The organism is Micromonospora sp. NPDC047187, from assembly GCF_040643355.1.
GTDB classification, from domain to species: Bacteria; Actinomycetota; Actinomycetes; order Mycobacteriales; family Micromonosporaceae; genus Micromonospora; species Micromonospora salmantinae.
The window spans coordinates 33,348-53,140 of sequence record NZ_JBEYUF010000011.1; the positions used below are offsets into that span (position 1 = coordinate 33,348).

Sequence of the window (19,793 nt, forward strand, 5' to 3'; positions counted from 1 at the left end):
GGCCCGCCTCCGATCGGTGCCCCGACCGGCCTGGATCGGCTTCGGGGTGGTCGTCCTGCTCCTGGCGGCCGTCCCCCTGCTCGGCTGGTCGCCGTCGAGGACCGGCGCACCGGACGCGGCCTGGTCGGCCGCCGACGTGGACACCCCGCCGCCCGTCGCGCCGATAGACGGCACCACCTGTGCCGCCAACGCGCACGGTATGGCCGGCTTCACCCCGGTCAGCGCCCTCGACCTGCCCGAGCGGAACGACCCCAAGAGGCCGCTTGCCCTCTCGTTCGACAGGGCCGGCACTGTGGCCCGCGGGTTCGACCGGATCGGCTACTGCCTGGAGTTGACCAGCCCCACCGGTACGCAGTGGGTGTGGACCGCCATGTCGCCGTTCACGACCGACGCCCGACGCCTCGGCCCACCGACCCGGGCCGGTCAGATCGTCCGGCAACGGATCGCCGATCTGGAGGTCGCCACCAACGCGCCGGGCCTGGCCACCGGCACCGGTCTCACCGGCTATCTGGAGATGTGGCCGAACAAGTACGGGCCGGTCAACTCCGGCCAGGTCCCCGGTGCCGCCGCCGACCGGTTCGACGCCGACGACGACGTGTACTCGTCGATCGGGTACGGCTCTTTCCAGGTCCACACGATCGCGGCCACCCGCCCGGCCACGGCGGCTCCGCAGACGGTTCTCGCGGTCAATGGCTTCACCTCGGACGTCCAGCCGCTGTCGGTGGGCATCGGGACCGCCCCCACCGGTCAGCCCGACTGGACGGCCGCCGGTAACGCCGGCACGTACACCCAGCGTCGGCTGACGGTCTACGCCCGCGCCTCGGTCCTCACCGTCGGCCAACACCCTCGGGATCGGCAGTTGTACCCCCGGGACGCGGCCGGCGGCGCGGTCGTGCCGGTGGCCGGCAAGGCGACCGACCCACGGGTCAAGGCCGTACGCCTCAAGGTCGTCAGCGGGGCTGACGCCTGGGACGAGACGGTGCCCGTCGGGGCCGGCGGAGACTTCGCGTTCCGGCAGCGGATCACCGCCGCGCTGCGGGAGTACCGATTCGAGTTGCACGTGCTCGGCGACGGCGTTGCCCGACGGGCCGCCCTGTGGGAGGGCGTGGTGTCCGGTGACGTGTACGTCATCCAGGGCCAGTCCAACGCGGTGGCGGCCAGTTACCGGGGATCGTCGATCGGCGAGGAGTCCCCGTACGTCCGCAGTTTCGGCTCGACGACCGGGGACCGGGTCCTCTCCGGCGCGGACCGTACCTGGAACTACGCCGTCTCGGGTACGGTCCGGCAGCCCGGCTCCGTCGGCCAGTGGGGGATTCGCGCGGCCCACCGACTCATGGACACCTACCAGGTGCCGGTAGCCGTGATCAACGGCGCGGAAAACAGCAAGGTCGTGTCGTTCTTCCAACGCAACGACGGCAACCCCGGTGACCTGCGCACCAACTACGGCCGCTTGCGGCAACGACTCACCGCCGCCAACGTCATCGGCGAGGTCCGGGCGGTGTTCTGGTACCAGGGCGAGGCCGACAACAACGACGCCACCGGGCATGTCGCCGGGTTCACCGCGCTGTTGACCGACTGGCGCCGGGAGGTGGGCTTCCGAGTCGACGGAGGCACCCGATACTACGTCGTCCAGGTCGGCAGCTCACCGTGCGGAAACACCTCCGCCGGCCCGCTGCGTGAGGCGCAACGGCGGATGGCCGACACTCTCAAGGTGACGCTGCTGTCCACCAGCGCTCTGACCGGCCGGGAGGCGTGCCACTTCGCCTGGGAAGAGGGCTACCGCGAGTTGGGCGATCAGGCGTTCGCCGTGTTGGCCCGCGACATCCACCGCGGCCCCGGCGGGGGCGTGTCTGCCCCGAACCCTCGGTCGGCCGCCTTCACCGACGCTCGGCGTACCCAGGTGGTGGTTCAGCTCCGTAGCGTTGACCCGCTGACCGTCCGGGCTGGCGCGGGCACCGACTTCACGATCGACGGCAGCACCGCCACCGTCACCGGCGTCGAGTACCGCGAGGGCGGGCGGCTCGTGCTGAGCCTGTCCGGCCCGGCCGACGGCGCAACCGGGCTGAGTTACCGGGGCGACGCCGGGCCCTGGTGCGTCAACGCCACCGGGGTCGGTCTGCTGGCCTTCAAGGGCCTGCCGATCGGTGCCGCCTAGTCACCACGGCGCGACGGCGGCGGCGTCGTGCCGTCCCGTCAACCTTTTGAGGGTGGCGAACCGAACTGGACGGTCCGCCAAATCCACCGGTCCCGGTGCCGGGGTGCGGGCCGGGGCGGCGGACGCCGACACGGTGAGGGCCAGCAGCACGACGATCCAGGTCAGCCCGTCCACCGACAGCGGGTTCCAGACGACCTCGGTGAACGAGTAGACGACGAGGAGCACCACCGGTGCCTTGGCGGTGAAGGCGTGCCCGTCCTCGACACTGCGGTGCAGCAGGGTGGCCATCCACAGACCGAACAGGGTCAGCGCGATCAGCCCGCCGGAGAAGATGACCAGAACGTACCCGGAGTGGAAGAAGTGGGTCGGTGCCTTCTCGATGTCCTGCAGGTAGTACCACTTCGAGACGCCCACGCCGACGGCCTCCCGGCCGCTGAGGTACTCGCGGGCGGCAACCCAGATGTTGCCGCGGTTGCTCAGCGTGGTCTTCGACGCGCTCCACATCAAATATGTGGCGGCTGTCAGTGCGCCGACGACGAGCGCCACGCAGAGCGCGAAGGGGATCCGCGGGCTCGGTCGCAGACGCTGCACGAGCAGTGCGCCCAGCATCCAGACGGCTACCGCGCCGACAGCCAGGTAGCTGGTGCGGGAGCCGGTGGCGACGATCACCAGCAGGCAGAACGACGCCGTCGCCACCAGTTCGACGCGGCGCATCGCGCAGAACGCGGCGACCAGGGTGAACGACGCCAGCATCGCCGCGTAGTTCTCGGAGTTGTAGAAGCTCTTGAACAGCGCACCGGCCAGAGAGCACTTCTCCAGCTTCCCGCCGGTGCACGCCCGCCACGCCTGCCCGTACACAGCGGTCGGAATGGTCAGCAGCGCCAGGACCGCCAGCCCGGTGTAGGCCATCGCCCGCACGCTGACGGTGGTGCGGGCGGCCATCATCCAGAGGGCGATCAGCAGGAGCCCGGCTGCCCCGTACGCCGGCAACCGCGACCCGTAGATCCCGGTGCCGGTGACGACGTCGATGAAGGCGCACCAGACGAGCAGGCCGCCGGCCATCGCCAGCGAGATCCGGAGCCACAGGTCGGACGGGCCGCGGAGGACACCACGGCCAGAGAGCACCAGCCAGCCCAGCAGGGCGACCACCAGCACGCCGATCAGCATCGAGCTGTGGCTGCCGGCGAGCGCCGGGGCCGCGTTGGTGAGCACCGCGAATCCGACCAGGGCGACCGCCGATGCGGGGTCGCCGAATGCGGTGGCGACGGACCGCCGTGTTCGGATCAACCACAGAGCCACCGCTACGCCACCGACGGTCAGTAGGACACCGAAGATGGTGGTCACGTCAGACCCTTTCTCGGTCAGGTACCGCTGCCGGTTCGACGACGGCATCGCGGTGCGGGTGTCGCCGCAGGGCGATGACGAGGCACCCCCACAGCAGCATGCCGAGCAGAGCGTCGCACAGGAGGCTCGACACGACCGCGCCCTGCCATCCGTAAGCGGGGATGAGCCACACGTTGAGCCCCGCGTTGACGACGCCCACCGCGATCTGGCACACCGTACGACGGCCCTGGAGTCGGCTTCCAGAGAGGGCGTCCGCGGCCAGGTAGTGGATCGACTTCAGCACCAGGATCGCGCTGAGGCCCTGCAGCGCCAGGGTCGCCGCCTCGTACTCGGGTCCGAAGATCAGCGGCATGGTCCAGGCCATTGCGACCAGCAGCAGGCTGCTCGGCACGCTGAACATCAGGAAGCGAGGCAGAAGGCGACGGGCGAGCCCGAGCGCCGCCCGGGGTCCCTCGCGGCCGACCTCGAAGAAGCGGGGGTAGGCGACCGCCGACATCGACCGGGCCGGCGTGTACGCGAAGTCCACCACCCGGTAGGCCGCCGCGTAGATCGCCGCCGCCTCGGTGGTGCCGATCCGGGACAGCATGACCTTGTCGATGTCGTTGTAGACCGTCTGGGCGGAGAGGCCGACGGCGAACAGCAGTCCGCTGCGGGCCTGGTTGAGCGCCGGCCCGACGGACCAGGAACCGCCTCCGCCGCCGCGCAATCCGTACCAGGTCGTCAGCAGGCAGACCACGACGGAGACCGCCAGCGCGGTGAGAGCCCAGTTCCGAAGGGAGATCGGCTCGTCCGCCGCGGCGAGGACCAGCGCGCCGACCAGCCGGAACACGTGCAGCAGGGCGGGGATGACCGACGCGACGAAGACCTTGCCCCGGGCCTGCACCGACGCGGCCACGGCCTCGATGAGCCGCCAGGCCACCAGGTCGGCGGCAGCGAGGCAGAGCATGTCGACAGCACCGATCTCGCTACCCCAGATCGCCACCCCGGCCGCGCTCACCACCACGGTCGCGCCCACACCGAAGACGACGGTCAGGACCAGGCCCCGCGTGAGGTGGCGGGCCCACTCGCCGGGGGCCTCGGCGTAGCTCTGGAAGATCAGACTCGGTGCGCCGGCGGACGCGAACGGGGAGACCACGGCGACGAGGGCGGTGACGCCGACGAAGAGCCCGTAGGTGTCGATCGACATCTCTCGGGCCAGCAGGACGAAGAGCACGCCCTGCGCGAGGGTCCGTAGCAGTGTGCCGGTGAAGAACTTCCCGGACCGCTTCAGGAAGGTGTCGCGTCCGCTCGGGGGACGCCGATGCGACCGTGGCCGCGGTGCGGTCGGCTCTACGGAGCCGACCGCGCCGGAGGGCGTACTCACCGGTTCAACGCCTCCACCCACTGGCGGCCGACCTCGGCGGGATCCAGTGCCGCGCAGCGGGCGTGCCAGGACTTCTCGAAGTCGGCCAGTGTCGGCCGCTGGGCACCGGTCAGCCGGAGCACCGCGTCCGCGAGGGCGGCCGGCGACGTGTCCGCCGCCAACGCGCCAGGCACGAAGGTCGGGATCATCTCGTCCAGCGCGGGCACCGGGAGGGCCGCCACCGGCAGGCCCGCCTCGGCGGCCTCGACCAGGCTGAACCCGAAGGTCTCCGCACGAGACGGGTGGACCAGGAGATCCGCTTCGGCAAGTAGCTGGGCGACACCCGGCACCCGTCCGAGGAACGAGGTCCGGTGTTGCACACCCAGTTCCTGGGCCTTCGCGTGCAGCAGATCCCGCTCCTCGCCGTCGCCGGCGAGCGTGAGGTGGTACGCCTCCGGCAGCAGGGCCAGCGCGGAGATGGCGCAGGAGTGGTTCTTGTACGGGCGGAAGGCGGCCGTGGTGAGGAGGTTGATCCGCCGGTGGTCCACCACCTCGCGCGGTGCGACGAAGGGCCGAGGTGGCATCGGGTTGGTGATGGTGACCACCGGCTGCCCCGGCGCCAGCTGCTGGACCGTGCGGGCGACACCGTTGGAGACGGCGACGACGAGCCGTGGACGCAGACCCTTGAGCCGCGAGAACCGGGCGAGCGTGCGCACCCGTCGGTCGATCCGCAGACGTTCCGGCAGCAGGGAGTGCTCCCAGGCGACGTAGCTGCGGCCGGACCCGGCGAGAGCGGCACCGACGGGCACGCTGCCCCACAGACCGCTGGCCACGATCTGGACGTCCGGTGCCAGGTTCTGCAGGCGCCGCCGCAGCGGCGGGACAGACTCCATCAACCGGGTGATCCGGGAACCGAGGCCCAGGGTGTCGACGGCCAGGTCGGCCAGTTCGGCGGGAACCCCCCGGGAGACGACGGTTGCCGAGACCTCGACGCCCCGGGCCTGGAGGCCACGGATCAGCAGCGCCGCCGCCAGCTCCATGCCGTAGAGCGGTTCGAGCTGCGGCAGTACGAAGTGCAGACGCATCAGTGTGGCCGTTCGGTCTCAAGCGGTCGAGTGGGGCTGCTGGGGGCCTTCGACTTGCGCATGGCGACCCGTTCCAGGGTCGACCGGGGTACCAGCCCGAGCGCCGCCAGCACCGCGTTCCGGGCGGACGGAGGTGAGTTGCGGCGGATCGCCCGCACCATCTCCCGCACGCCCTCCCGGTCTCGGGCCTGCAGAGCGTAGCGGAGGGTCTGGGCCGCGATGAAGTCCGAGAAGGTCCCCGGCGCCCACACTCCCTCCCAGCGCTGGGCCCAGTGCCACGAGGTACGCCAGTCCGCGCCGGCCGAGATCGACCCGGGGCTGCCCACCGTGTAGACGGCCGTCGCCTCCTCCACCTGGACGATCTTCACCCGGGGCAGCCGGGCGACCCGGACCAACCAGTCCCAGTCCTGGTGCCGGGGGAGCGTCTCGTCCCAGCGGCACTCGGTCGCCAACTCGTACGTGGTCAGGAGCGTCGACGTGGGCAGCGACTGCCGACCGATGCCGAGGTGACGGCGGCGGAACAGGTAGTCCTCCGGCAGCATGCCGTCGGGGATCACCTCGGCGGGGGCCGGTGTCGGCAGCGGCTCGGCGCCGTCCTTGCGTTGCAGGATCCGGGATGACACGACGGGGCGGAACCCGGCCGCCGCGACCCGCTCGAGCGCGGGCACCTGTGCCGCCAGCTTGGTCGGCAGCCAGGTGTCGTCGTCGTCGAGGAACGCGACGTGGCTGCCCGGGATGGCGTGGGTGACGCCGAGGTTGCGGGCGTACGACCCGCGTCGGCCGCCGCCGGTGCAGACCACCTGGTCGATGTGCTGTCCCAGGTTCCGCACCGTCTGCGGCACCTCCGGGGTGTCACAGACGACCACGATGTGTACGGATGCGCCCTGCTGGGATCGGGCGGAGAGCACCGCGTCGGCGATGCTGGGGCGGCCCGTGGTGGGGATCACGACGGATACGTTCGGCATTGCGTTCTCCATGCGTTGGGGGTACGCCCGGCACACCGCCGCCGGGTACGGCCGTGGCCGTACCCGGCGGAGTGCCGGTGCGTGGGCGGATCAGCGGCCGCCGGCGCGGAACACCTCGGTCACCGTACGGAGCACCACCTTGACGTCGAGCCAGAGGGACCAGTTCTCGATGTAGAAGTTGTCGAAGCGGGCCCGGTCGGAAATCGGGGTGTCGCCGCGCAACCCGCTGACCTGCGCCAAGCCGGTGAGCCCGACCGGGACGCGGTGGCGCATCGCGTACTGGGGGTATTCGGCCGAGAACTTCTCGACGAAGTAGGGACGCTCGGGTCGGGGGCCGACCACGCTCATGTCGCCACGGAGGATGTTCCAGAGCTGCGGAAGCTCGTCGAGGGAGGTCCTGCGCATGATCCGACCGATCGGCCCCACCCGCCGGTCGTTGGCGATGGACCAGTTGGTCTGCGACTCGTGCTCGTCGACGGGGCGCATGGACCGGAACTTGATGATGTTGAAAGGTCGGCCGTGCCGACCGATGCGCTCCTGGTAGAAGAAGATGCCGGGGCCACCGTCGATGAGCGTGGCGACCGCGCAGATGAGGAGCACCGGGCTCAGCAGGAGCAGCGCCACCGAGGCGAACGCGATGTCCGACGCGCGCTTGAGCGCGGACTGTGGGCCGGAGAGGGTGATGTCGCCGATGCTGACGACCGGAACCGCGCCGATGTGGTCGCCGTGCGAACGGGACCCCCAGAGGGGGGTGGCAGCCCACAGGTCGCACTCCGCCGTCCGCGGCCGGGCCAGGATCTCCATGAGTGAGGTCTCGGAGCAGCTCGCGTCCGCGACGATCACCACGTCGCACTCGCGCAGCCGTACGAGACTGTCGAGGTCGTCGAGGGATCCGATCAGCGGCAGCGCGGACGGGCCGTCCGGGGTGTCGACACAACCCACGAAGCGCAGGCCGTACTGGGGGTAGCGGCGCAGGAGCCGGGCGAGTTCCACTGCGGTGGGGCCACTGCCGACGATGATGGTGTTGTGCTCGACCCACCGGCGCTTGCGGGCGACGATGGCGAATTCGCGGGTGACAGCCCGCCCGAGGATGACCAGCCCCGCCGACGCGGCGACACCGCGGGTGAAGCTGAAGACGTACTCGGCGGATTCGTGACGCATCGCCGCGACGATGGCCACCGCGGACGCCGCGGCCAGCAGGCGCCCGCAGAGGCTCGGCACCTCGTCGAGGAAGCTCACGTGCCGTCGCGCCCGGTAGAGGCCGCCGCTGGCAAAGATGATGACGGTCAGGACCGTCATGGCCAGGGTGCCGCGCCAGTACTGCTGAGTGACAAGCAGGGGCGTGAGCAGTGCCAGGACGTCGACCGGCGCGGTCATCATCCAGGCCCGCAGCCACCGGGTCCGGGTCGAGGCGCGCGAGCCGGCGTACGGCAGGACAGCGGTCGTGTCCAGGCCGGCGCGAGGCTCGTGCTCTGCAGGCGCAGGCGCAGGCGCCGGTGCTGGCGGGGTCGAGCGCCGGTCGGCGGGCGACGGGACGGCCGGGGTCTGGTAACCGGAAGTCTGGTAGCCGGCAGGCTGGTAACCGGGGAATTGGTAGGCGGGAGGGCGACTCCCGCCGCGGCTCCCCTCGTCGTCCCCCTCACCGTCGCCCGGGGCATCGGTGGCATTGCCGTCGCGGTCATCGACCGGTACAGGTCGATGCCACATGGCGGGCTGATTGGACATGGTGGACCTCCCCGTGAGGGCCGGCTGACCTGGCCGGTCCGTAACTCGAGACAAGGCAGCGGCCGGTAACAGCCACCGGCCCGGGTGTTACTTGGCGCTGGCGAGAATCTCGTCGACGGAGTCCCGGCGCACGGCATCGTAGAAGGTCTTTGCCTTCTCGGTGTTCGCGAAGACGACGCTCTCGCTGCCCACTCGACCGGTGCCCTTCGTCGGGCTGGTGACGAAGGTGAGATTACGGCCGCGGAGGCCCCGCAGGTCTGTCGCCATACTGACGAGCGACATCTTCTCGTCCACCGACACTGCGCTCGAGGTCGCCTTGACGAAGGAGTTGAGCCGCCCGGGGTTGGTGACGATGCCGCCGGACACGGCCTTGTCGAGGATGGCCTTGATGACCTGCTGTTGGTGACGGATGCGGGCGAAGTCGCCGTCGGCGAACTGTTTGCGCTGGCGGGAGTAGTCCAGGGCCGTCTCACCGTCCATCCGCTGCATGCCCTGCTCGAACTTGCGGAACGGCGGGTGGATCGACGTGAACGACTTCTCCGCGTTGATGTTGACGCCGTCCAGGGCGTCGATGATTTCCTTGAAGCCGGCGAAGTCGACAATCATGACGTGGTCGATTCGCACCGTGGTGAACGATTCGACTGTTTGCACCATCAGCGGAATGCCACCCCAGGCGTACGCTGCGTTGATCTTCGCATCGCGGCCGCCGTTCTGACCGTTCTTGGCCTTCGGCACGTTCACCCAGGTGTCCCGAGGGATCGAGACGAGTTGCGCGCTGGCCCGGTCCTTCGGGATGTGCGCGACGATGATGGTGTCCGTGCGCGAGCCGCCCGTGCTCTCCGGGTCGCGGGAATCGCTTCCCAGGATCAGGATGTTCATCGCACCGTTTGCCACCGCCTGCGGACGCCCCTCCTCGGGCACGTCGGCGAAGGCGTCCACCCGGTCGATGTCCTTCTCGACCGAGCGGAGATAGAGGGCACCACCGATCATGCTGCCGCCGCCCAGGATCGCTGCGACTACCAGGCAGATGACGAGGACGCGACGCCAGCGAGGGCCACGACGTCGCCGCTTGCCCCCGGCCGGGACATCCTCGTGCGGATCGACTGAATGTGGATCGACGAACTCGGTGTCGGCATCGGTGTACCGCTGAGCACCAGACATGCCGGCGATGCTACTGATTGCGTGCGCCTGACGTGCACCCTCGTCCTTTCGGGTATCGCATGCCTGCCGACCGGCGTGGCGAACCCGCCCCTGCGTTCGGACGGACTGCCGGTAACGCCGGCCCGGGAGCGCTTTCAAGGCCCTATTCTGCTGCCCCGGCATGAGGGCGGAAACACCGTGACCATCGGCTTTCGCGAGGACCCTCCCGCTGCCGCCCGAACCCTGCTACAACGGCACCCGTGGATCGAATCAAGCTCCGACGGGCTGTCGCGCGTACCCCACTCGCCCCGATTGCCGCCTTTCCCAAGAGGCTTCGCACGATCGCACGGCACGACGCGAAGGTGCTGCGCCGCTCGGCGCGCTGGCTGCTGACCTCCCGCGAGCACCACAACTACACGTACGACCTCACCTCGTTGAGCCGCAACCACCTCTCCTGGTTCGTCAGCGTCGTCTGCGACATCCCGGTCAAACAGGTACGGGCGTACCTCGGTGAGATCGAGTCGGACGACACCCTGCGCCAGCACCTCCTGGCGGCGATCGCCGCCTCCGACCGGCGCGGCCTCGCCGACAAGGAGATCCGCTACGCCCGGCGGATCGGCTGGTACGCCATCGTCCGTGCCACCCGCCCCACCCACGTCGTCGAGACCGGTGTCGACAAGGGACTCGGCAGCGTCGTCCTGGCATCCGCCCTGCTGCGCAACGCCCAGGAGGGACACCCGGGCCGGGTCACCTCCCTGGACATCAACCCCGAGGCCGGCTACCTCGCCCGGGTCGCGCCATGGTCGGAGGTCGTCGACCTGGTGATCGGCGACTCGATCGCCTCGATCGGCGCGCTGGACCGCCCGGTCGACCTGTTCCTGCACGACAGCGACCACAGCCGCGCCCACGAGAAGCGTGAGTTCGACGCCGTGGAGCCGAAGCTCGCCCCCGGCGCGATCCTGCTCACCGACAACGTCACCAGCACCAACGTGCTCGCCGAGCACGCCGAACGCACCGGCCGGCGGTTCCTCGCCTACCGGGAGAGCCCGGCCAACCACTGGTACCCGGGCGACGGGATCGGCGTGGCATGGTAGCCGGGTGCGGCTGACCTCGATTCACACGTACCCCATCAAGGGCTGTCACCGGCTCGACCACGACGGCGCGTTCGTGCACCAGTGGGGCCTGGCCGGCGACCGGCGTTGGATGGTCGTGGACGCCGACGGCGTCGGCGTCACCCAGCGGGACACGACCCGGCTCGTCACCCTGCGCGCCGCCGTGCGCCCCGGGGGTCTGTCGCTGCGCGCCGACGGGCAACCCGACCTCGACGTGCCCGAGCCGGCCGGCGGCGAACCGGTCGCGGTCCGTACCTTCCGCAGCCGCACCTTCCCGGTCCCCGCGCTGCCGGCCGGTCAGGCGGCCGACGACTGGCTCGGCGTCCTGCTCGGCCGACCGGTCCGACTGGTCTGGCTGGCCCAGCCGACCCGCCACCTGGCCGCCGGGACCCGCGAACACGACACCGGTGACCAGGTCAGTTTCGCCGACGCCTACCCGGTGCTGCTGGCGAACGCCGCCTCCCTCGACGCCCTCAACGACTGGCTGGCCGAGGCGGGCGAGGAACCGGTGCCGATGACCCGCTTCCGACCCAACCTGGTCGTCGACGGTGCGCCGGCCTGGGCCGAGGACGACTGGGTGGGTCGGCGGCTGCGCATCGGCGACCGGAATTTCCAGGCCGCCGGGCCGTGCGACCGCTGCGTGGTGACCACCACCGACCAGGAGACCGGGGTACGCACCAAGGAGCCGCTGCGCACCCTCGGGCGGCACCGCAACGTCAAGCAGAAACTCCTCTTCGGACTGAACCTGGTGCCGCTCGACAGCGGACCGCTGGCGGTGCACGCCCCGATCGTCGTCGCGCCCTGACCGGGCCGCCGACCAGCAATCGGCACCCCACGGTCACCGTCCGTCGATGCTGTCTTAGCTTTGGCTTAGCCCGCTTGTCGGTACCCGACCGGGTCCGGCAGCATCGCCGTCGTGACGGACGGAAGCGCTGTCGACATCAACATCGACCTGGACCATCCTCCAGAGGACCGGCCCGCGCCGTCGTCCGGCGCGAAACCCTGGCTGGTCGCCACCGGCGTCACAGTCCTCGCGGCGACGCTCGGGCTCACCCTCACCCTGCGCTCCGGCTCCACCCCGGCCTGCGCCGCCGGCCGGACGCTGGCCGCCGCGCCACCCACCGGCAACGCCACGCACACCGGCAAGGCCACCTTCTACGACTCCAAGGGCGCCGGCGGCAACTGCTCGAACCCGGCTGCCCCCGCCAACCGGCTCTACGTCGCACTCGGCCCGACGGAATACTCCGCCGGTGCCGCCTGCGGCGGATTCCTCGACGTCGTCGGCCCCAAGGGCACCGTCCGGGTGCTCATCATGGACCAGTGCCCGGAGTGCGAGCCCGGCCACCTCGACCTGTCCCGCGAGGCGTTCGCCCGGATCGCCGACCCGGTCCAGGGTCTCGTTCCGGTCACCTACCGCGCGGTGGTCAACCCGCCGCTGCCCGGACCACTCACCTTCCGGATCAAGGAGGGCGCGTCGCAGTGGTGGTTCGCCGTCCGCGTCGGCAACCACGGCAACCCGCTGCGGTCCGTCGAGGTCCGGCAGCGTGACAGCGACCCCTGGCAGTCGGCCGCCCGGCAGGACTACAACTACTGGCTGATCGCCTCCGGCGCCGGGCCGGGCCCGTTCAACGTCCGGGTCACCGACGTTTACGGCAACCGGGTCACCGTCGGGGGCATCCGGATGGCGCCGGGCCAGGTACAGAACAGCACGGTCCGGATGTACGCACCCGGAGCCGCCACACGTCGTCCGTCCGCGTCGGCCCGACCGTCGAGCAGCCGACCCGCCGTCACGCCGACGCCGACCCGTCGCTCGGTCGAGGTGGCGAGGACGAGCGCTCCGGCCACCGACGCGCCGACCACCAGCTCGGCCCGCGCCAACGCCCGCTGGTGCGAGGGCTGACCGCTCAGTCGGCCACCGTCAGATCGAGCCACATCAGAATCTCGTCCCGGTCGTCATCGGGGGCCACCCGCAACGCGCCCGGCAGCCGGCCGATCTCCCGGTACCCGAGGCGGCCGTAGAACTTGTCCAACCCCAGGCCGTCGCGCACCGTGACGTGCAGCGCCTCATGGCCCAACGCCCTGCCCAGCCGGGCGGCCTCCACCATCAGCGCCGAGCCGTAGCCGGTGCCCTGGGTGTCCGGGTGGACCATCACCCGCTTCAGCACACACCAGTGCGCCGTGAGCGGGAAGCGGTTGTCACTGAAGATCAGCATTGCCGCCAACCGGTCCCCGGAGTAGCCGACCAGCAGCCGGTCCGGTCCGTCGGCGATGCCGGCGAAGGTCGGATCGGCGGTGACGTGCACGTCGGTGGCGGTGACCGGTGGCACGAAACCGACAGCGCCGCCGGCGTTGCTGACGTCCACCCAGAGGTCGACGATCTCGGCACGCAGCTGCGGGGTCAGGTCAGGGTCGAGGACGAAGCGCAGACTCACGCTCGCCATCCTGACCCAACGACCAGGCCCACGACCCGCGACAGTGACGCGCCCGACAGCCGATCCTGGCTCCGACCGAGCCAGGATCCGTCGCGACTCAATGGCGATGTGGGGCCGACGGGATTCGAACCCGCACTGGTGCGGACCTAAACCGCATGCCTCCTGCCGTTGGGCTACGGCCCCTTGAAGCTGTACTCCACCAGCGTCCACGGCGACTCCAGCCGACGCGGCAGTCGCCTGCCTATTGGAAAGCCGGTCGGAGTAACCGCATCAGGATCGTAGACCACCTCGGGCTCCACGAGTGCAGGCCGTCGCTGACCAGCGTATGTAGAGGTCTGGCTGTGGCAATTGGGGCAGAGTAGGCGAAGGTTGCGCGGCCGGTTGTCGAGAAAATCGCCATTGATGTGATCCACGTGCAGCGTCAATCTGGCACCTTGCCACGTTGACCCGGTGCCGCACACCTCGCAGGTCTCGGGCAGGCCGATTGTCGCCAAGGCGCGTTTGAGGCGGATCCCCGGGATTCGGCGGGAACCGGCCGGCAGCACTACCAGCAACTCGGTGGGGGACATGCGCCGCCAACGCACGCCTCGATTGTGTGCCTGGCCAGTGAAGTGCGACGTGTCGATGCCGAACCTCTTGAGCTGCCGGCTGATGTGCGCGTGCGAGCCACCGCTGACGCGTACGCCGAGCAACCGCATCACCTCGGTGATGTTGCGGGCGACGGCGGCAGCGGCGGCCAGCGCTTCGGGCGTGTACTTGTATCGAACCACTGACGGACCGTAGCGATCCGGTACGACAGGTCAGTCCAGGCCGAGGTCGCGACGGAGCTTGGCGACGTGCCCGGTGGCCTTGACGTTGTAGAGCGCCCGCTCGACCTTGCCGTCGGCGTCGATCACGAACGTCGAGCGGATCACGCCGGTGACGGTCTTGCCGTAGAGCCGCTTCTCGCCGTACGCGCCGTAGGCGGTCAGCACCGACTTGTCCGGGTCCGACACCAGCGGGAAGGTGATGGCGTCGCGCTCGCGGAACTTCGCCAGCTTCTCCGGCTTGTCCGGGGAGATGCCGACGACCTCGTAGCCGGCGGCCTGGAGCGAGGTGAGCGAGTCGCGGAAGTCGCAGGCCTGCTTGGTGCAGCCGGGGGTCATCGCGGCCGGGTAGGCGTACAGGACGACCTTGCGACCTCGCAGGTCGGCGAGGGAGAGCTGGTCGCCGGTGTCGGTGGCGAGGGTGAACTCGGGCGCGGGGTCACCGGGGGAGAGGCGGTCGGGCGAGGTCATGGCCTCGACCCTACCGCCGTGCCGGCGAGCGCCGCCGTCGGCGCGACGCGTCGGCCGGTGGGGGCACGGCGCGGGCCGGCGGGGTCTGACCTGGAGTGATCAAGCCCATGCGTTGTTGCCAGAGTCTGGCAACAACGATGGTTGGGAAATAGGCTGACCCACGCCGGCCCGGTCGGGCCCGCTGACGCGTGGGAGGTCGCGTGGAGACACTGGCGATGCACATCTCGAACGGGATCATCGACGGTCCCGTGGCAGCGATCTTCGCTGCGCTCGCTCTTGCCGCGCTCACCGCCTGCGTGCTGCGCGGCCGGCGCGACCTGGACGACCGGCTGGCCCCGATGGCCGGCCTGGTGGCGGCGTTCATCTTCGCCGTCCAGATGCTCAACTTCCCGATCTTCACGGCCGGTGTCAGCGGTCACCTGCTCGGTGGCGCGCTCGCCGCCATGCTGGTCGGCCCGTGGGTCGGCGCGCTCTGCGTGGCGGTGGTGCTTGTCGTACAGGCACTGATCTTCGGTGACGGCGGCGTGGCGATGCTCGGCCTCAACATCACGAACATGGCGTTGCTCGGCACCGCCGCGGCGTACGCGCTGATCGCGCTGCTGCTGCGGGTGCTGCCCCGCACGCGGGCCGGTCTGGCCGTTACCGCTTTCGTCGCCGCGACGCTCAGCGTGGTGGTGGCGTCGCAGGGCTTCGTCCTGGAGTACTGGCTGGGTGGCACCACCGACCTGGGCAACAACCTGGGTGGCCTGGCCGGCACGATGGCCGGCGTCCACCTGCTGATCGGCATCGGCGAGGGCCTGATCACCGCGACAACGGTGCTCACCGTCGCGAAGGTACGCCCCGACCTGGTGTACGCGCTGCGTTCGCTGCGCGCGCCCGCCGCCCCCGCCGTCCCGGTCGCCGGAGGTGCCCGATGAAGAACCGCTCCTGGGCCTTCCTGGCCGGCGGCCTGCTGGTCGCCCTGCTGCTCGCCGGCGTGGTGAGCAACTACGCCTCCTCCCACCCGGACGGGCTGGACTCGTCCCTGCTCAAGGGCTGCACCGTCGACGCCGACGACAACATCGTCGGGGGGACCTGCCCGGCCCAGCAGGCCCGTGACCACGAGTTGGCCGACAGTCCGCTCGCCGACTACGGCGTACGGGGCGTGCGGAACAGCTTCGTCTCCACCGGCCTCTCCGGGGTGCTCGGGGTGCTGGTCACCTTCGCGATCGGAGCCGGCGGGTTCTGGCTGCTGCGCCGTCGAGGCGGCACGCCGACCGACGCTGACGCGGCGACGCCCACCGAGGGCGACCCCGCGACGTCCGTCGCCGTCCGGCGCCGCGCCGACGCGGCCAGCTGAGCAGGGGTACGCGGATGGGGGCCGGTCACGGGCACGTGCTGTACCGCGAGTCGGACTCGCCGGTGCACCGGCTCCCGCCCGAGGTCAAGATCGTGGCGATGGTGGTCTTCACCCTCGCCGTGGTGGCCACTCCACGCGAGGCGTTCTGGGCCTTCGGCGCGTACGCCGTGCTGGTGGCGGCGGTGGCGGCGCTGGCCCGGGTGGGCCCACGGTGGTTGCTCAGCCGAGCGTTGATCGAGCTGCCGTTCGTGCTGTTCGCTGTCGCCCTGCCGTTCCTCGGTAGCGGCGACCGGGTCGAGGTGCTGGGCCTGCGGCTGTCCGAGGACGGGCTGCACGGCGCGTGGAACATCCTGGCCAAGGGCACCCTGGGGGTGCTCGCCTCGCTGCTGCTCGCCGCGACCACCACCACCCGGGACCTGATCGTGGGGCTGGACCGGCTGCACTGCCCGCAGGTGCTCACCCAGATCGCCACGTTCATGCTGCGTTACCTCGACGTGCTGGTCGGTGAGGCGCGGCGGATGCGGGTGGCCCGGATCTCCCGGGGCGACGACCCGCGCTTCCTGTGGCAGCTGCGCGGTTTCGCCGCCGGGATCGGGGCGTTGTTCCTGCGCGCCTTCGAGCGTGGCGAGCGGGTCTATCTGGCGATGCTGTCCCGGGGCTACACCGGGCGGATGCCCGCCGTGTGGCAGGGCGAGGGTGCGGCGAGCGCCGGTCAGTGGCTGGTCGCGGCGACCGTGCCGGTGTTGGCGGCCTCCATCGCCGCCACCGCCGTCGTGCTGTCATGATCGGTGTCGTGCAGACCGCTGTCTCGCTGGACGTTCGGGGCGTTCGTTACGCGTACCCGGACGGGCACGTCGCCCTTCAGGGGGTCGACCTGAACGTGCCGCGTGGCGAGCGGGTGGCGCTGCTCGGGCCCAACGGCGCCGGCAAGACCACGCTGGTGCTGCACCTCAACGGCATTCTCACCCCGACCGAGGGCAGCGTGAGCGTCGGCGGGCTGACGGTCACCCCGGATCGGGCCACCCTGGCCGAGGTGCGCCGCCGGGTGGGCATCGTCTTCCAGGACCCGGACGACCAGTTGTTCCTGCCCACTGTGGCGGAGGACGTGGCGTTCGGGCCGGCGAACCTGGGTCTGCGCGGGGCCGAGTTGGCCGCCCGGGTGGACGAGGCGCTCGCCGCGGTGGGGATGAGTGAGCACCGGGACCGGTCCCCGCAGCACCTGTCGTTCGGGCAGCGCCGCCGGGTGGCGGTGGCCACAGTGCTCGCCATGCACCCGGAGATCCTGGTGCTCGACGAGCCGTCGTCGAACCTGGACCCGGCGGCCCGCCGGGAGCTCGCCGAGATCCTGCGCGGCCTGCCGGTGACCCTGCTGATGGTCACGCACGACCTGCCGTACGCGGCGGAGCTGTGCGAGCGCTCGGTGATCCTGGACAACGGCCGGATAGTCGCCGACGCCCCCACCAACACCCTGCTCAACGACGCTCCCCTGCTGGCAAGACACCGCCTGGAACTCCCCCGAGGCTTCACCCCGCACCCGTAGACCCACTCTCGGCGGTCTCCACTCGAGGTGCTGCTGCGGTGGTGCGGGAGGTGGCGTGTAGGCGCAGGATGCCGGCGGCTGTCGCACCGGCGCCGGTGATCAGGAAGAGCGCCACCATCACCCGGGCGGCAGCGGGTGACCAGGGCACCGGGGCGATGGCGCGGGCGAAGACGGCGGCGTTCGACGCTCCGGCGAAGAGCGCCAGGCAGGCTCCGGCCAGCGCGACCACGAAGTCGGCGGCCGGGCGGCGGCTCAGCGCGTACCAACCGGCGGCGATCGCGCCGAGGCCGGTGAGCAGGGACCAGATCTGCCCGGAGAGCAGCCCGACCAGTACCCCGCCCACGCCCTGGGCGCCCGCGTCCAATTCCCGTCCCACCGGGTACCCGACGGCCAGCACGCCGCCGACGATCAGCAACACGCCGAGCGCGGACACCGCCCGGCCGCCGGCCGGGGCGGTGGCGGCGAACAGGCCGAGGGCGCCCACCGCGAGCAGCCCCACGATGGTCACGGCCCACCAGGTGTACGCGTCCGGCGGCGGCACCCAGTCCAGCGTGCCGCCGATCACCAGCGGGTCGGTGCCGTCACGCAGTGGGATGGTCCAGTTCCGGACCCGGTGTTCGCGGTCCGGTGCGGCGCGTACCGCGGCCGGTGGTGCCGACTCCTGCCACAGCGCGCGTTGGTCGTGCCAGCGCGCGGTGGTGCCGTCGTCGATCCGTTGCCAGGAGGGTGCGGCGGCCGGGTCCGCCTCGGCCGGGAGCGTGGTGTCCCCGGCGATGGTGCGGTTCAGGTATGTGGCGGGGGAGTGGCTGTTCTCGAAGACCCCGTCCGGGCCGACGCGCAGGTACGGCTCACCGGAGTAGCCGATGACCTCGATGGTGCGGCCGGTGCGGTTGGTCAGCTCCAGTCGGGCGCCCGCCTCGATGACGCGTACCTCGAGCCCTGGCCGCGCCGGTGCGACCCCGGTGGTCCGGGTGCGGTAGTCGGTGCCGTCAGGTGCGTCCGCGCCGTGGGCGGCGGCGGGCGCCGCGCTGATCAGCGTCACGAGGCCGGCTGCGGCGGCGACCAGGCCGGTGCGGCCCAGCAGGGTACGGATCACTTGCCGGCCGCCGCCACGGCTGCGGTGAGAGCGTCCGGGGTGGGGTTCTCGATGGGCTGACCGTTGACCTTGACGGTCGGCGTGCCGGTGACGTTGCTCTGGCTGGCGTCCTCGGTGACGTGTTCGGTCCAGGTCCGGTACGTCTCGTCCTTCACGCAGCTTCCGAAGGAGCCCCGGTCGAGGCCCACGCTGGTGCCGATGTCGATGAGCTTGTCGTCGGTGAGCCCGGCGCTGCCCTCCGGCGGCTGCTGGGCGAAGAGCGCCTTCGCGTACTCGTGGTACTTGCCGCCCGCCGCCGCGCAGCCGGAGGCGGCCGAGGAGCGGGTGGAGTAGTCGGTGGTGGAGAAACGGTTGAGGAACGCGACCGGGTGGTAGACCACCTTCGCCTTGTTCTCGGCCACCAACTGTTCGAGCGTTGACCCGCTGGTCTGCTCGAACTGTTTGCAGGCCGGGCAGAGGAAGTCCTCGTAGACGTCGACGGTGACCGGCCCGCCGCCGGTGACGATGCCGGTGCCCTCCGCGTTGGCGCCGAGCGGGGTGGTGAAGCTGTCGGAGCGCTGGCTGGACCAGACGGCCCAGCCGATGCCGCCGGCGATGACCAGGACGAGGACCGCGGCGGCGGAGACCCAGATCGTGCGGCGGCGGCGCCGCTCGCGGGCCAACTGCTCGCGGACCACCCGGGCGGCGTCCCGCTGCCCCTTGCGACTACTCATCCTCGTCCTCCACAACGGGTTCGCCGGACAACCATCCGTCCACCGATACCGGCGTACGCGGCCAGATCAGCAGAAATCCGGCCAGAACCAAGAATCCCAGGTCCCGGAGGATCTCCGGGAGGTAACTGGGTGCCTGCCCCGCGGCCAACTGCCCGCCGCTGCCGAAGCAGCCGCAGTCGATGGCCAGCCCACGCGCCCACGCCGAGACGATCCCCACGATGAAGACCACCAGCAGCGCGGCGGACACCCCGGCGACGAGCCGGGTGGCCAGCCCGAGGAGCAGCAGCACGCCCAACGCCAGCTCGACGAAGGGCAGGGCCGCGCCGATCACGGTCGCCACGTCGTACGGCATCACCTGGTACGCGTTGACCGCCCGCCCGGAGGCGGCGAGGTCGCTGACCTTCGACGCGCCGGCGACCAGCCAGACGGCGGCGAGGCCGAGTCGGGCCGCGATGCCGAGCCACGGGCGGACCACTGGCCAACGGCCGAAGCGGGTGGAAGGTGCTGTCACGCTCATTTGTCGTCCCG

General features: G+C 70.9%; 20 protein-coding genes and 1 tRNA gene. 8 read left to right on the forward strand and 13 right to left on the reverse strand.

The window, feature by feature from the left end; genetic code table 11:
• Positions 1-16 precede the first annotated feature (16 nt).
• The gene (locus tag ABZ794_RS18865) at positions 17-2,155 is read left to right on the forward strand and encodes a sialate O-acetylesterase (protein WP_210780967.1); all 2,139 of its coding nucleotides are present in this window, start codon (positions 17-19) and stop codon (positions 2,153-2,155) included.
• On the opposite strand, the gene ABZ794_RS18870 is transcribed toward ABZ794_RS18865, so the two are convergent.
• The 6 genes from ABZ794_RS18870 to ABZ794_RS18895 all read right to left on the reverse strand — a co-directional run bounded on the left by ABZ794_RS18870 (position 2,156) and on the right by ABZ794_RS18895 (position 9,915).
• A complete protein-coding gene (locus ABZ794_RS18870; protein WP_238691188.1) occupies positions 2,156-3,499 on the reverse strand; it encodes an O-antigen ligase family protein in 1,344 nt (447 codons plus the stop codon).
• A gap of 1 nt (position 3,500) precedes the next feature.
• On the reverse strand, positions 3,501-4,862 hold the full coding sequence (locus tag ABZ794_RS18875) for an oligosaccharide flippase family protein (protein ID WP_210780969.1): 1,362 nt from the start codon (positions 4,860-4,862) through the stop codon (positions 3,501-3,503).
• Positions 4,859-5,926: a glycosyltransferase gene (locus ABZ794_RS18880; RefSeq protein WP_210780970.1), complete on the reverse strand. Its 1,068-nt coding sequence runs from the start codon at positions 5,924-5,926 to the stop codon at positions 4,859-4,861. The genes ABZ794_RS18875 and ABZ794_RS18880 overlap by 4 nt, the downstream gene beginning before the upstream one ends.
• Positions 5,926-6,891 carry a glycosyltransferase family A protein gene (locus tag ABZ794_RS18885; protein ID WP_357184473.1) on the reverse strand — a complete coding sequence of 322 codons (966 nt, stop codon included), beginning with the start codon at positions 6,889-6,891 and terminating at the stop codon, positions 5,926-5,928. Before ABZ794_RS18885 ends, ABZ794_RS18880 begins: the two co-directional genes overlap by 1 nt.
• 90 nt (positions 6,892-6,981) lie before the next feature.
• Positions 6,982-8,616 carry a sugar transferase gene (locus ABZ794_RS18890; protein ID WP_238691189.1) on the reverse strand — a complete coding sequence of 545 codons (1,635 nt, stop codon included), beginning with the start codon at positions 8,614-8,616 and terminating at the stop codon, positions 6,982-6,984.
• An 87-nt stretch (positions 8,617-8,703) separates the two neighbouring features.
• Entirely contained in the window at positions 8,704-9,915 is a 1,212-nt protein-coding gene (locus ABZ794_RS18895) for an LCP family protein (protein WP_307850430.1), read from the reverse strand.
• Positions 9,916-10,016: 101 nt separating this feature from the next.
• On the opposite strand from ABZ794_RS18895, the gene ABZ794_RS18900 reads away from it, so the two are divergent.
• From ABZ794_RS18900 to ABZ794_RS18910, 3 genes are all read left to right on the forward strand, one after another.
• Entirely contained in the window at positions 10,017-10,850 is an 834-nt protein-coding gene (locus ABZ794_RS18900; protein ID WP_357516665.1) for a class I SAM-dependent methyltransferase, read from the forward strand.
• A 4-nt stretch (positions 10,851-10,854) separates the two neighbouring features.
• Positions 10,855-11,673 carry an MOSC N-terminal beta barrel domain-containing protein gene (locus tag ABZ794_RS18905; RefSeq protein ID WP_357516667.1) on the forward strand — a complete coding sequence of 273 codons (819 nt, stop codon included), beginning with the start codon at positions 10,855-10,857 and terminating at the stop codon, positions 11,671-11,673.
• 111 nt (positions 11,674-11,784) lie between these two features.
• Positions 11,785-12,768, forward strand: coding sequence for an expansin EXLX1 family cellulose-binding protein (locus ABZ794_RS18910; protein WP_210780975.1), 984 nt, complete (start codon positions 11,785-11,787; stop codon positions 12,766-12,768).
• A gap of 4 nt (positions 12,769-12,772) precedes the next feature.
• Here ABZ794_RS18910 and ABZ794_RS18915 read toward each other — a convergent pair whose 3' ends face one another.
• From ABZ794_RS18915 to bcp, 4 genes are all read right to left on the reverse strand, one after another.
• Positions 12,773-13,300: a GNAT family N-acetyltransferase gene (locus tag ABZ794_RS18915; RefSeq protein ID WP_210780976.1), complete on the reverse strand. Its 528-nt coding sequence runs from the start codon at positions 13,298-13,300 to the stop codon at positions 12,773-12,775.
• A gap of 109 nt (positions 13,301-13,409) precedes the next feature.
• Positions 13,410-13,483, reverse strand: a tRNA-Leu gene (locus tag ABZ794_RS18920).
• On the reverse strand, positions 13,474-14,070 hold the full coding sequence (locus ABZ794_RS18925) for an HNH endonuclease (RefSeq protein ID WP_210780977.1): 597 nt from the start codon (positions 14,068-14,070) through the stop codon (positions 13,474-13,476). The genes ABZ794_RS18920 and ABZ794_RS18925 overlap by 10 nt, the downstream gene beginning before the upstream one ends.
• A gap of 30 nt (positions 14,071-14,100) precedes the next feature.
• Positions 14,101-14,577, reverse strand: a complete 477-nt coding sequence (bcp, locus tag ABZ794_RS18930) for a thioredoxin-dependent thiol peroxidase (RefSeq protein ID WP_357516670.1) — start codon at positions 14,575-14,577, stop codon at positions 14,101-14,103.
• A gap of 200 nt (positions 14,578-14,777) precedes the next feature.
• On the opposite strand from bcp, the gene ABZ794_RS18935 reads away from it, so the two are divergent.
• Genes ABZ794_RS18935 through ABZ794_RS18950 form a run of 4 tightly spaced genes read left to right on the forward strand, consistent with a single transcriptional unit; the run spans position 14,778 to position 17,456 of the window.
• The gene (locus ABZ794_RS18935) at positions 14,778-15,494 is read left to right on the forward strand and encodes an energy-coupling factor ABC transporter permease (protein ID WP_210780979.1); all 717 of its coding nucleotides are present in this window, start codon (positions 14,778-14,780) and stop codon (positions 15,492-15,494) included.
• The gene (locus tag ABZ794_RS18940; protein WP_357516672.1) at positions 15,491-15,916 is read left to right on the forward strand and encodes a PDGLE domain-containing protein; all 426 of its coding nucleotides are present in this window, start codon (positions 15,491-15,493) and stop codon (positions 15,914-15,916) included. The genes ABZ794_RS18935 and ABZ794_RS18940 overlap by 4 nt, the downstream gene beginning before the upstream one ends.
• A gap of 14 nt (positions 15,917-15,930) precedes the next feature.
• Positions 15,931-16,701, forward strand: coding sequence for a cobalt ECF transporter T component CbiQ (gene cbiQ, locus ABZ794_RS18945; RefSeq protein WP_112601774.1), 771 nt, complete (start codon positions 15,931-15,933; stop codon positions 16,699-16,701).
• The gene (locus ABZ794_RS18950; protein ID WP_210780981.1) at positions 16,698-17,456 is read left to right on the forward strand and encodes an ABC transporter ATP-binding protein; all 759 of its coding nucleotides are present in this window, start codon (positions 16,698-16,700) and stop codon (positions 17,454-17,456) included. The genes cbiQ and ABZ794_RS18950 overlap by 4 nt, the downstream gene beginning before the upstream one ends.
• Here the strand turns inward: ABZ794_RS18950 and ABZ794_RS18955 are convergent.
• The 3 genes from ABZ794_RS18955 to ABZ794_RS18965 are packed head-to-tail and all read right to left on the reverse strand — an operon-like array spanning position 17,440 to position 19,782.
• Entirely contained in the window at positions 17,440-18,552 is a 1,113-nt protein-coding gene (locus tag ABZ794_RS18955) for a hypothetical protein (RefSeq protein WP_357516675.1), read from the reverse strand. The two genes, ABZ794_RS18950 and ABZ794_RS18955, sit on opposite strands and share 17 nt — an antisense overlap.
• The gene (locus ABZ794_RS18960; RefSeq protein WP_357516677.1) at positions 18,549-19,265 is read right to left on the reverse strand and encodes a thioredoxin domain-containing protein; all 717 of its coding nucleotides are present in this window, start codon (positions 19,263-19,265) and stop codon (positions 18,549-18,551) included. Before ABZ794_RS18960 ends, ABZ794_RS18955 begins: the two co-directional genes overlap by 4 nt.
• Positions 19,258-19,782, reverse strand: coding sequence for a MauE/DoxX family redox-associated membrane protein (locus ABZ794_RS18965; protein ID WP_238691196.1), 525 nt, complete (start codon positions 19,780-19,782; stop codon positions 19,258-19,260). The genes ABZ794_RS18960 and ABZ794_RS18965 overlap by 8 nt, the downstream gene beginning before the upstream one ends.
• Positions 19,783-19,793: the final 11 nt, after the last annotated feature.